This is a genomic window from Acidovorax sp. CCYZU-2555, assembly GCF_018413525.1.
Taxonomy (GTDB): domain Bacteria; phylum Pseudomonadota; class Gammaproteobacteria; order Burkholderiales; family Burkholderiaceae_C; genus Comamonas.
In genome coordinates this window covers 62,852-75,348 of sequence record NZ_JAHCDD010000005.1, presented here as the reverse complement: position 1 = coordinate 75,348, position 12,497 = coordinate 62,852, and the positions used below count along the sequence as shown (strand labels likewise).

The 12,497-nt window shown below is 65.8% G+C and carries 10 protein-coding genes; all 10 read right to left on the bottom strand.

Annotated features, from left to right (window positions below):
• Positions 1-10: 10 nt before the first annotated feature.
• The 10 genes from KHY18_RS03020 to KHY18_RS02975 all read right to left on the bottom strand — a co-directional run bounded on the left by KHY18_RS03020 (position 11) and on the right by KHY18_RS02975 (position 12,433).
• Complete coding sequence (locus tag KHY18_RS03020; RefSeq protein WP_213294187.1) at positions 11-1,585, bottom strand: ABC transporter substrate-binding protein; 1,575 nt, start codon at positions 1,583-1,585, stop codon at positions 11-13.
• A gap of 143 nt (positions 1,586-1,728) precedes the next feature.
• Positions 1,729-2,763 (bottom strand): ABC transporter ATP-binding protein, encoded by a 1,035-nt coding sequence (locus KHY18_RS03015; RefSeq protein WP_213294185.1) that lies wholly within the window; start codon positions 2,761-2,763, stop codon positions 1,729-1,731.
• On the bottom strand, positions 2,760-3,812 hold the full coding sequence (locus KHY18_RS03010) for an ABC transporter ATP-binding protein (protein ID WP_213294183.1): 1,053 nt from the start codon (positions 3,810-3,812) through the stop codon (positions 2,760-2,762). Before KHY18_RS03010 ends, KHY18_RS03015 begins: the two co-directional genes overlap by 4 nt.
• 7 nt (positions 3,813-3,819) lie before the next feature.
• On the bottom strand, positions 3,820-4,752 hold the full coding sequence (locus tag KHY18_RS03005) for an ABC transporter permease (RefSeq protein WP_213294182.1): 933 nt from the start codon (positions 4,750-4,752) through the stop codon (positions 3,820-3,822).
• The gene (locus KHY18_RS03000) at positions 4,749-5,723 is read right to left on the bottom strand and encodes an ABC transporter permease (protein ID WP_213294180.1); all 975 of its coding nucleotides are present in this window, start codon (positions 5,721-5,723) and stop codon (positions 4,749-4,751) included. The genes KHY18_RS03005 and KHY18_RS03000 overlap by 4 nt, the downstream gene beginning before the upstream one ends.
• Complete coding sequence (locus tag KHY18_RS02995; protein ID WP_213294177.1) at positions 5,720-7,198, bottom strand: flavin-containing monooxygenase; 1,479 nt, start codon at positions 7,196-7,198, stop codon at positions 5,720-5,722. The genes KHY18_RS03000 and KHY18_RS02995 overlap by 4 nt, the downstream gene beginning before the upstream one ends.
• 68 nt (positions 7,199-7,266) lie before the next feature.
• Entirely contained in the window at positions 7,267-8,196 is a 930-nt protein-coding gene (locus KHY18_RS02990) for a LysR family transcriptional regulator (RefSeq protein ID WP_213294174.1), read from the bottom strand.
• 120 nt (positions 8,197-8,316) lie between these two features.
• On the bottom strand, positions 8,317-9,258 hold the full coding sequence (locus KHY18_RS02985; RefSeq protein ID WP_213294170.1) for a LysR family transcriptional regulator: 942 nt from the start codon (positions 9,256-9,258) through the stop codon (positions 8,317-8,319).
• A gap of 242 nt (positions 9,259-9,500) precedes the next feature.
• Positions 9,501-10,550 (bottom strand): tyrosine-type recombinase/integrase, encoded by a 1,050-nt coding sequence (locus KHY18_RS02980; RefSeq protein ID WP_213294167.1) that lies wholly within the window; start codon positions 10,548-10,550, stop codon positions 9,501-9,503.
• A gap of 77 nt (positions 10,551-10,627) precedes the next feature.
• Positions 10,628-12,433: an MHYT domain-containing protein gene (locus KHY18_RS02975; protein WP_213294164.1), complete on the bottom strand. Its 1,806-nt coding sequence runs from the start codon at positions 12,431-12,433 to the stop codon at positions 10,628-10,630.
• Between the last annotated feature and the right edge of the window lie 64 nt (positions 12,434-12,497).

The following is a 12,497-nucleotide window of genomic DNA, read 5'->3' as shown; positions in this document are numbered from 1 at the left end:
CTTCTATGCCTTACTTGCCGGACACGGGAGTGACCTGCAGCGCCGTGGTGCGGTCGCTGAGGATAGGCGTCACTTTCAGGCCCTTCTTGGCGGCCCAGATGTTCTTGTAGTGGAACAGCGGGATCTGCGCGACATCGTCGGTCACGAGCTTGGCGGCATGCCGGAAGATCGCTTCGCGGCGCTTGGCGTCGAACTCGATGGTCGCGGCGTCCAGCGCCTTGTCCACGTTTTCATTGCTGTAGCGGCCCCAGTTGTTGGCGCCGCGGCCGGCCTTGGCGTCGTTGGTGGCCAGGGTCTGCAGCAGGCCATAGCCGGCTTCGCCCGTGCCATTGCCCCAGGCAATGACGCTGACCGCGTATTCGTTCTTGCCGGCGCGGCTCGAGTACACCGACCATGGCACGACTTCGAGCTTGGTCTTCACGCCGATGCGCGTCCAGAACTGGGCCACGGCCTGCATGGTTTCGGGCGCTTGCGGATAGCGGTCGCCAGGCACATGGATCGTGATCTGAAAGCCTTCGGGGAAGCCGGCGTCGGCGAGCAGCTTCTTGGCTTTCTCGGCGGAGTAGGGCGTTGCCGGAATGTCGGGGTTGTAGCCGAACGAACCCTTGGGCATCCACTGGTTGGCTTCGGTCGCCGTGCCCTGCAGGATGCGGTCGGTGATGGCCTTGCGGTTGATCGCAATGTTCAGCGCTTCGCGCACGCGCTGGTCGGTCAGCGGGTTCTCGGCCAGCGGCTTGCCGGCGTTGTCGGTGATGAATTCGTTGCTGCCCTTGCGCAGGCTGGGCTGGATCAGCAGCGCGCGCAGTCCGGGGTACTCGTACACGCTGACCGACGACGTCTTCTTGAGCTTGGCGACATCGGTCACGGCGACCTTGTCGATCACGTCGACATCGCCCGACAGCAGGGCCGCGGTACGCGCCGCGCCGTTGTTGATGAAGCGGTACGTCACCTTGTCCCAGGGCTGGGCCGGGCCGTAGTAGCTTGCGCTGCGCTCCATCAGCGTGCGGTCGCCTGGAGTGTAGGAAGTGAACTTGTAGGGACCGGTGCCGACCATGGCCTTGCCCGAGTTGTAGTCTTCGCTCTTCGATTGCGCGCCCACATGCTTGCTCACGATGTAGATCGAAGCGATTTCCAGCGGCAGCATGGGGTTGGGCGTGGTGGTCTTGATGACGACCGTATGCGCATCCTTGGCCGTGGTCGATTCGACGCTGCGCAGCGCGCCGCGGTACGAAGCCACCGAGCCCGCGACATTGCGCGCGCGATCGAACGAGAACACGATGTCGTCGGCCGTGAACGGCTTGCCGTCCTGCCACTTGATGTCCTTGCGCAGCTTGAATTCCCAGGTCTTGTCGTTGACGGCCTTCCAGCTTTCGGCCAGGCCGGGCTCGAGCTTGCCGCCGTCGCGCGAGTTCACCAGGGAGTCCCAGAAGTGCAGGGCCAGCGAGCGATCGCCCGCATGGTTGTTGAGCTGCGGGTCGGCCGACGAGATGGGGTCGGCAAAGCCTATGCGCAGGTCTTTGGCGCTGGCGCCGGAGACGGCCAGCAGGGCGGCCATCGCAATGGCGGAAAGGGAAGCAGTATGCATGGTGGTGCTTTCTCTCGGAAGGGTGAAGTGAATCGATGGTCTAGAACGCCGTTCGCACTGAGTCCTGAGCCTGGCGAAGGATCGAAGTGCCTGTATTCGACAGGGCTTCGACAGGCTCAGCCCGAACGGCTGTTGAGCGGAGCTCAGGCAGCATGGGCCATGTCATTGAGATGGCAGGCACTTTCGTGCTGTATGGCAATGCCCTTGAGCCGCGGCGCTTCGACGCTGCAGCGCGGCATGGCCTGGGGGCAGCGCGGGTGGAAATGGCAGCCGCTGGGCGGCGCCATCGGGCTGGGAATCTCGCCGCGAATGGTCTGAAAGCTCGTGCGCCGATTGTCCAGCCGCGGAATCTCGGCGAGCAGGGCCTGGGTGTAGGGGTGCTGCGGGTTGGCGAACAGTTCCTCGACCGGCGCCGTCTCGACGATGCGGCCCAGGTACATCACGGCGACGCGGTCGCACAGATGGCGGATCACGCCCAGGTCATGGCTGATGAACAGATAGGCCAGGCCCAGTTCGTCGCGCAGGTCCATGAACAGGTTCAGTATCTGCGCCTGGATGGACACGTCGAGCGCGGCCACGGCTTCGTCGCAGACCAGCATCCTGGGCTGAACGGCAAGCGCGCGCGCAATGCCAATGCGCTGGCGCTGGCCGCCGCTGAACTGGTGCGGGTAGCGAAAGCGCAGGCGCGGGTCCAGGCCTGCGCGTTCGAGCTGCCGGCACACATATTCGTCTTCGTGCTCGGCGTCGACCAGGCCGTGCAGGCGCGCGGCTTCGCCGACGATGCGGTTGACGCGCAGGCGCGGGTTCAGGCTCGACTGCGGGTCCTGGAAGATCATCTGAATGCCCAGCCGGGCCTGCAGCGTTTCCTCGGCGCTCAGCTGGGTGCGGTCCTTGCCCATCACCTGCACATGGCCGTCGGTGGGCGCGAGCAGGCCGGTGGCGATGCGGCCCAGCGTCGATTTGCCGCAGCCCGACTCGCCGACCAGGCCCACGACTTCACCGGGGCGCACCTGCAGGTCCACGCCGTCGAGCGCATGCGTGACCACGGGCGCCTTTTGTGCACCGATCTTGCGCATCCATTGGCCGAAACGGCCCGGCGGAGGCTGCAGGCCGAAGCGCTTGGTGATGCCCTGCAGGTCGAGCAAAGGGGCGGCGGTATCTTGAACGTTGCCGGTCATGCGGCGCTCCGGGAAAAGTCGGCCGCTGCGCCGGGAAAGAAGCAGCGCACGGTATGTGCTGTGGCGGTGTTGGCGCCGGATGGCGCGGCAATGGTCTGCAGCGCTGGCGGCTGTTCGCAGCGCGTCTGCGCGCGCGGGCAGCGCGGCGCGAAAGCGCAGCCGGGCGGCAGGTCGAGCAGATTGGGCGCCATGCCCGAGATCTGCTGCAGGCGGCTCTTGCGCTGGTTGGCGCTGGGCAGGCTGCCGATCAGGCCCTGGGTGTAAGGGTGCTGGGGGTTGTCGAGCACCTCATCGACGCTGCCATGCTCGACGATGCGGCCGGCGTACATCACGGCGATGTCATCGGCCAGGCCGGCGACCACCGACAGATCGTGGCTGATCCAGATCATCGCCGTGCCGGTCTCGCGCACCAGCTGCTGCATTTCCGACAGGATCTGCGCCTGAATAGTCACGTCGAGCGCCGTGGTGGGCTCGTCGGCAATGATCAGCTCGGGGTCGTTGAGCAGCGCGATGGCGATCGCCACGCGCTGGCGCATGCCGCCCGACAGCTGGTGGGGGAAGGCCTTGAGGCGTTCCTCGGGGCTGGGAATGCCCATGCGCGCCAGCGTCTTGCGGCAGTGTTCGAGCGCCTCGGCCTTGCCCATCTTGCGGTGGGCGCGAATCGTCTCGAGCATCTGCACGTCGATGCGCAGCACGGGGTTGAGCGTGGCCATCGGATCCTGGAAGATCATCGCGATGCGGTTGCCGCGCAGGCTGCGCAGCGCGCGGCTGTCCAGGCGCGCCAGGTCCTGGCCCTGGAACAGCACCTGGCCCGCGGTGATGCGGCCCGCCGCGTCGAGCAGGCCCATGATGGAAAAGCCGGTGACCGACTTGCCCGAGCCCGACTCGCCGACCAGGCCCAGCACCTTGCCGCGCTGGAGCTGAAAGCCTACGCCGTTGACCACGGGCAGCACGCCCGCGCGCGTGTCGAACTGGGTGTGCAGGTCCTTTACTTCGAGCACGGGGGCTGCCGTGGGCGGCAGCGATGGATTGACTGAATCGTGGGACATGTAGCTTTTATTTCTGCAGGCGCGGGTTGAGCACGTCGCGCAGTTGGTCTCCGACCAGGTTGATCGCGACGATCGTCAGCAGCAGTGCGACACCGGGGAAGAAGCTGATCCAGTATTCGTTGGACAGCAGGTATTGGTAGCCATTGGAGATCAGCAGGCCCAGCGACGGCTCGGTGATGGGCACGCCCAGGCCGAGGAACGACAGCGTGGCTTCGAGCGTGATCGCGCGCGCCACCTGCAGCGCGGCGATGACCAGCAGCGGCGGCAGGCAGTTGGGCAGGATATGGCCCAGCAGGATGCGCCACTGCGGAATGCCCTGGCCGCGCGCGGCGTCCACATACTCGCGCCGCGTTTCGACCAGTGCCTGGCCGCGCGCCGTGCGCGCGTAGTAGGCCCACTCGACCAGCACCAGGGTCAGGATCACGTTGCCAATGCCCTTGCCCATGTAGGCCAGGATCATCAAGGCCATCAGGATGGTGGGAAACGACAGCAGCAGGTCGACCACGCGCATGATCACGGCGTCGGTCTTGCCGCCCGCGTAGGCCGCGATCAGGCCGACGACCGTGCCGACCACGGCGGCGATCGCCGCCGAGCCCACGCCCACCAGCAGGCTGATGCGCAGGCCGTAGACGATGGCTGAGTACAGGTCGCGGCCCTGGCCGTCGGTGCCCAGCCAGTAGGTGAAGCCATGCTCGGCGCTGGCCGAGCCGGGCGTGAGCCGGGCGTCGAGCACGTCGAGCTGCATCAGGTCGTAAGGGTTCTGCGGCGTGATGAACGGCGCGAATAGCGCCATCAGCACGACGATCAGCAGCGTGACCAGACCGATGATCGCGGGCTTGGAGCGCAGGAAGTCGTGGGCGATCTGCGCCCAGATCGACTGCACGCGGCCGGCGTCGGTCGCCGCGGGCGCGGCGGAAGAATTGACGGGAGCTTGGCTCATTGGGCGGCCTCCAGGCGAACGCGCGGGTCAAGCAGCTTGTAGAGCAGGTCGACGATCAGGTTGAGAGTCACGAAAATCACCACGACGACCATCAGATAGGCGACCACCACGGGGCGGTCCAGCGAATTGATGCTGTCCAAAATAAGCTTGCCCGCACCTGGCCAGGCAAAGATCGATTCGGTCACCACGGCATAGGCGATGGTCGAGCCGAGCTCCAGGCCCAGCACGGTCACCAGCGGAATCATGGTGTTGCGCAGCACGTGCATGATCATCACGCGCGTTTCCGACAAGCCCTTGGCGCGCGCGAACTTCACGAAGTCTTGCGGCATCACTTCGCGCACGCCGGCGCGCGTGAGGCGCAGCACCAGCGAAATCTTGAACAGCGCGAGGTTGAACGCGGGCAGGATCAGATGGTGCAGGCCGTCGAGCGTGAGGAACGACCATTCGATGCCGAACAGGCTGCGCGTGTCGCCACGGCCGCTCGAAGGCATCCAACCGAGCTGAACGCTGAAAACCATGATCAGCATCAAAGCGACCCAGAACGCGGGCAGCGAGAATCCCAGGATGGAACCGCTCATCAGGATCTTCGACACCGGGCTCGCAGGCTTCATGCCCGCGTACAGACCCAGCGGCACGCCCAGGATGATGGCCATGACCAGAGCCACGACCGCCAACTCCAGCGTCGCGGGCAGGCGGTCGAGAATCAGGCCTATGGCCGACTCGTTGTAGACGAAGCTGGTGCCCAGATCGCCGCGCAGCGCGTTCGTCAGAAAGCTGAAATACTGTTGCAGCAGCGGCTTGTCGAGGCCCAGATGGGCGATGGCTTCGAGGCGCTCCTGCTGGTTCAGGTCTTCGCCGATCAGGATGTCGATCGGGTTGCCGATCGCGTGCAGGCCCACGAAGACGATGACCGTCATCGCCAGCACCACGAGCATGGCCTGGCCTATGCGGCGCAGCAGCCAGCCGATCATGCTGTCACCTCGTCATAGGGAGGCAGCGGCGACTCTGTCCATTCGTCGCCGTAAAGTTCGGGCTCGCTGTAGCGTTCCATGGACGCATAGTGCAGTGCAATGTCTTCCACGTAAAGGGCGCCGGCCAGGCCTTGCGACAGGCGGCGTGCGCCGTCGCTGATCTGCGGGATATCGCCCGACACCGTGCCCAGCGACAGCGCCGCGGGGTAGCTGAAGCAGTGGATGCGGTCCAGGCCGGGGCAGCTGCCCGGCGTCTTTTCCTGGAACTCGAACAGATCGCCCAGGTCGGGCGACAGATTCAGCTCGCTGTCTTCCTGGCCTGCTGGTGGCGTGAAACGGTCCTGCCACAGGCGCGCATGCGGCGCGAACGGCGCGAATTCGGGGCGCTGCTGCCAGTCGGGGCGAAAGCCCGTGCAGAAGATCACGCTGTCGGCGGCGATGGGGCCTTGCGTGGTGTCTATGCGCAGCCTGCCGTCGGCGCGCACCTGCGCGCTTTCTATGCCCGCGCCCAGGTGGAAAAATGCATTCTTGTGCTGCGACACGCGCAGCGTGCTGCCGTGCGGCGGCGGTACCTGCTGGCGGTTGATGTAGTTGCGCAGCTGCCATTTGATGCCATCGGGCAGGCGTGCGTAGCCGTGCGCGGCGCCGGGGCTGCCCGCGCCCTTGCCCTTGTTGACCGTGGGCAGCTCCTTGCGGCGAATCAGCAGATGCACGGCGGCCGCGCCGTTTTCCAGCGCCGTCGCGGCGCTGTCCATGGCCGAGGCGCCTCCGCCCACGACCACCACGGTCTTGCCCGCGAACGCGTCATCGGCCCAGTTGTCGGACGAGTGCACCCAGCGGTCGCGCGGCAGCGTATGCGCCACATCGGGCACCCAGGGGCCGCCCAGGCCGTCACGGCCCGTGGCCAGCACCACGTGGCGTGCGAGCACGCTGTAGGCGCGGTCGCCGTCGCGCGTGTCGATCAGGTCGAGCTGCGCGAGCTGGTCGGCGCGCGGGCGCACGGCGACCACGCGCTGCTGGTTGTGCAGCACCACGCCCGTGGTCTCGCGGTACCAGCGCAGGTACTCCATCCATTGCAGGCGCGGAATCTTGTCGAGCGCGGCCCAAGCTGCGTCACCCCATTGGGATTCGAACCAGGCGCGGAACGTCAACGACGAAAACCCCAGCGCCGGTCCGGTCAGCTCCTTGGGCGAGCGCAGCGTCTCCATGCGCGCCGTCGTCGCCCAGGGGCCTTCGTAGCCGGGCGCGCTCTGGTCGAAAATCTGCGCGCGAATGCCCAGGTGCGTGAGCGCCGTGGTCAGCGCCAGCCCCCCCATGCCGCCGCCCACGACCGCGACGTCCAGCACGGCCTGGCCTTCATGGGTGATGGCGGGCGTCCAGGACTTCGCGGGCAGGGCCAGCAGTTGCAGGTCGCGCCGATAGCGCGCCTGCAGCGCGGCAAGAGAGGGGGTGTGAGGAGAAAGCAAGCTGTTCATGGGGTGGGCATCGTTTTGCGTAGCGGGGGGCAAAGCGGGCTGGTGGAAGGCAATCAAATGGAGGGAGCTCAGACGCCGGCCAAGGCCTGGGCGTCGTGCAGGCGGCACTGGTCCAGCGAAGCGGCGGTTGCGCGCAGCGCTTCGAGCAGGACCAGCGCGGGCGCCGACAGGTTTTTTCCTTGGGCGCTGATCGCACCGAAGTGAAAGGGAATGCGCACGTCGAGATCGCGGTAGGCAAGGCCTTGCAGCGGAGCGCCGAGCAGCGTCATGGGGTCCAGAATGGCGACGCCGAGGCCGGCGCGCACCAGGGCCTGGGCGTTCATCGACGAATTGGTCTCGATATCGGCCTGCAGACCGGGTGCGCCGGCCTTGTGCAGCGCGGCGTCGATGTGCTGCTTGAGGCGGTGCGGGTTGTGCATGCCGATGACGCGTTGCTTGGCCAGCGAAGCAATGGGAATCACGTCGAGCGCGGCCAATGGATGGTCGGCGGGCACAACGGCCTTGCACGCCACTTCGGCGACCCAATGCACGCAGATCTGCTGGTGGTCGAGCGGCAGACTGCAGACGCCGAGGTCGGCCATGCCGTGCAGCACGTCGCTGACCACGTTCTCGGGCCGAACCGACAGCAACTCGATCTTGCTCACGGCCAGCGCCGGTTGGCAATGCGCGAGCGCGGGCGCGACCACGCCCAGCGACAGCGCCGGCGTGGCCGAAATCAGCAGCGGCGGGAGCACGATCTCCGGCGGTCGCCGCGCATGCTGCTGGATGCGGCGCACGCCGTTGACAATGCGTTCCGCCTCTTCATAAAGCACATAGCCCAGCGCCGTGGGCGTGACCTTGGGGCCGTTGCGGTGCAGCAGCGCGTCGCCCAGATCCGTTTCCAGCTCCTGGATCTGCCGGGAAATGGCGGGCTGCGAGCGTTCGAGCAGCTTGGCTGCACCGGTGATGCTGCCAATCGTCATGACCGCGACAAAAGCTTCGAGCTGGCGGATGTCCATGTGTGTTTGATTATGCGAAATGCGAATGATGACGCATTTGGCATGCATTTGTGAAATACTAAATCGATATTTGCTTATGAGGTCCGTGGTTTTGACGCCTTGCCGGCCCGCAAAACCCGATCACACAGGGCTTGTCGAAGGGTGCTGCGCCATGCGTTGCAGCCAATCCGAAAACGACTGCAGCACCGCGGAAGGGGGCAGGGCAGGCGTGATCAGGTAGTAGCTGCGTTCACGGCGCAGCGACAGCGAGCAGGCCACGACCAGGTCGCCGCGCGCAAGTTCGGCTTCGACCAGCATCGGCGGAATCAGCGCCACGCCCATGCCATGCGTCGCGGCCATGGCCAGCATCGAAAACAGTTCATAGCGCGGGCCGTCGAGCGCGCGCGCGGGCTCCAGCCCCGCGGCCTGGAACCACTGCTGCCAGCCGTAGGGGCGTGTGCTCTGCTGCAGCAGCGGCAGCAGGGCAATGGCTTCGGGCGCCACGGTCTGCCAGGCGCGCCCCAGTCCGCGCTGGGCGGCCTGGGCCAACAGGCCGGGGCTGCACATGGGCACGACCTGCTCGTCCATCAGCCACTGCGCCTGTATACCCGGCCATTGCGTCACCTGTTCGGGCGTGCCGGCATAGAGCGCGGCATCGAAGCCGGTGTCGGCAAAGAGAAAAGGGCGGGTCTGGGTATCGATGTGCACCGTGATGCCTGGGTGCTCCTTGGCCAGCAAGGGCAGGCGAGGCATGAGCCAGCGCGTGGCGAACGTGGGCACGGCGGCCAGACTCAGCGTGCCGCCTTCACCCTGGCGCGCCATGATGTCCAGCGTATCGCGCTCCAGGCCCTGCAGCCAGCTGCGCACCTTGCGTGCATAGGTGGTGCCGGCAGGGGTGAGCTCCATGCCATGGCGGGTGCGGCGGAAGAGGGCCACGCCGACAAATTCCTCGAGCGCAATGATCTGGCGCGACACGGCGCTCTGGGTCAGCGCGAGTTCCTGCGCGGCACGCGTGTAGCTCTGGTGCCTGGCACAGGCCTCGAAGCAGGCCAGGGCTTGGGTGGAAGGAATGGCGCGGCGCATGGGCAAGAGCAGAGTGAAGCGGTAGGCGGGAATTAGGCCATAAAGTTGCCTGGCTCCACCTATACCTTCATCTCTTCAATCCAGCTTACATGAAATATAAAGCACCTTCTATACAAAATGAAGTGAATGAATCTCTTGTAATCAGGAGAAGGGCGGGCTTCGGCCTGCATGCGGCGATAAAACCCGTTCTTGGTGCGCTTGGCTCGGCGCGCCCGGCGAACCAAGCGCGCCAGTTTTGCGCCTTAGAACGACCGCGCCCGCTGAGACAGGGCGGTTCGGGCTTCATCGCTGACCAGGTCGCGCAGATGCAGCAGCCCGTTGACGTTCTTGAGTCCCGCGCGTTCCACGACATCGCCCAGGGCCATGCCCGCATTGAGCCAGCGCACGATGGCGGTGTTGCGCACGATCTGCGGCCCCAGCCGCGCAGGCGTGGGCAGACCGGCGGATTGCGCGGCTTCGGCCAAGGTCTTGGTGACCAGATGCAGCAGCGTATGGTTCGAAAGAGTGCGCGATTTGCGCGAACAGAACAGCGAGACTTCGCCTTGCATCGCCGGGTACTGCGCGCGGGCGCGCATCCAGTGGGCGAGGCCGCGTGCGAGCGCGGTGCTGATCGACAGCTTGCGCTGCTGGTTGTCGCGCAGGCCTTCGATGTGCACGCCGATGATCTGCGTCTCGCCGCTGTCGCCCTGCGGCGTGCTGTAGAGCAGGTTGTCGGTGCGCAGCATGCGCAGTTCTTCGGGCGCCAGGCCCAGTTCGAACAGCAGCATCAGCACCGCGCGGTCGCGCGCGCCCACGAGATCGTGGCCCGCGGGAATATGGGCGATTCCGGCCTGCCACATAGCGTCCGACAGAATGGCACCTTTGGGATCCTCGCTGGGAGGGCGCTCGGCGGCGGCGACCGCATGCACGGGGTTGATCTCTATCCAGCCCATCAAAAGCGCGTGGTCATAGATGCGGTCGAGCACGCGCCAATAGCGCCGGCGCGTGATGTCGCTGACCTTGCGTCCCTTGACGGTCTGCGGGATATGGTTGATGAAGTGCAGCACCTGGACGGCGCTGGCCTCGTTCCAGGCGAGGGCGGCGACGTTGTGCCCCTGGGCGTCGAGATGGGCCTGCAGGAATTTGCTCCATGCGCCCCAGATGAAGCCATAGGGCTTGGCGGCTTCGGCGGTCAGCGGCGCCCAGGGATCGTTGCTGCGTGCCTTGAGCCAATGGTCGAACAGGCCGTCGGCGCTGGGCAGCGCCGACGCGGTGACTGCGGCGCTGGAATCGGGGAGGGCAGAAGAGGACATGGCAAGGCCTGGTCGCAGAAGCTGCGAAATTGAACGAACGCAACTATTGTCGCAGTGGAAACCGGCGACACAAGGCTTCAGACGGTAGGCGCACTCTGCACGCAATCCGTGTCGTTGAGCTGTACCAGTTCGCTGCCCGGCTCCGCGTCCGAAGGGCCGCGATAACGCCGGAACTGGTTCTTGCCGCGCTGCTTGGCGTCATACATGGCCTGATCCGCTTGCTCGAGCAGCGCTTCGGGCAGCTGCGCATCGAGCGGGAAAATGCTCATGCCTATGCTGGCCGTGACGCGCACCGTGCCGCGCGGCAGCACCACGGGCCGGCTTATGGCCTCGAGCAGGCGGGCGATCGTGGCCTCGGCCTGGTGCAACTCGTTCCAGTCGCCCAGCAGCAGCACCATTTCATCGCCACCGATGCGCGCCGCGGTGTCGTCGCCGCGCAGTTCGGCGCGGATGCGCCGGCCCTGTTCGCAGAGCAGCAGATCGCCGTCCGCATGGCCCATCAGGTCGTTGACCTGCTTGAACCCGTCGAGATCGAGGTACAGCACGGCGAGCAGCGTTTTCTGCCGGTTCGCCGCATGAATGCCCTGGGCCAGGCGGTCATTGAGCAGGCGGCGGTTGGGCAGTCCGGTCAGGCTGTCGTAAAGAGCGATCTCCTCGAGTTCGCGTTCATGCGATTTGTCCTGGGTCACGTCGCTGATGACCACGATGAAATGCTGGATGCGCTTGAAGTCGTCGAGCACCGCGGAAATCGAGATGCGGTGCACGGCGCTGACGCCGCCCGCATCCAGGGCCTCGATTTCGCCCTGCCAATGTTTGGTTTTGGCGACGATTTCCTGCACCGACTCAAAGGTCTGGCCCAGCACCAGCGGCCCGTACAGGTCTTCAAGCGTGCGGCCCACGCAATGGCTCTTGGAAAATCCGCTCATGCGCTGATAGGCATGGTTGATGTCGGTCACGCGAAAACGCGCATCGAGCACCATGAAACCTTCATAACCGTGCTCAAACACGCTGGCCGCGACGCGCAGGCGCGATTCGATCTTCCTGCGCTCGCTCAACAGCGACTGCAGGCGCTGCTCGTTCGTTTCCACGCGCCGCCACAGCGCGCGGTAGCGCAGCAGGCCCATGAGCAGGCCGATCAGGCCAATCACGGCCAGCGCCGCAAACGCCACCGTCATTCCCAGCGTGCGCGCGCCTCCGGTGCTAGGACCTTCGAGCATGCCGGGCGTGCCGACGAACCGTGCTGCGGCCATGGCGGTGTAGTGCATGCCCGAAATCGCGCCGCCCATGACCAGCGCGGACACCGTCTTGATGGTTTCCGGCGACCATTTCAACGCCGCGCGCAGGCGCTCGCGCAGCGCAAAGCGTATCCACAGTGCCAGCGTCGACAACACGACCGCCACCACCAGCGAGGCCGCGAACCAGAACGGGTCATAGCGCAGCATGGGCGCCATCTGCATGGATGCCATGCCGCTGTAATGCATGGCGCCTATGCCTGCGCCCACGCAGACACCGCCCACCAGCAGAGAAAGCCGGGTGATACGCGGCTTGGAGAGAATGCGCAAGGCAATCCACGATGCCAGCAGGCTGGGAACCATGGAAATCAGCGTGAGATTGAGGTCGTAGTTGACGGTCAGGCACAGGTCGAAAGCCAGCATGCCGACAAAATGCATGGCCCAGATGCCGCTGCCGAGCACCAGGCTGCCGGCCAGCAGGGCGGCTTGCTGGGTCGGGCCCGTGGTGGCCTGCGCCACGCTTGCAAGCCGCAGACACACGGCCGCGCTCACGATGGCGATGAGCACGGACAGCACCACCAGTCCGGCGTCGCTACGCCCTTCGAGCAACTGTGCCGGACTTGCGTGGCTGAGGAAAAAACCGTCCAGCATGATGAAGGCCCTCAGATTGCAGCGCGAATGCGATCCGAATGACACGGTCCCTAAGGAACTGCTC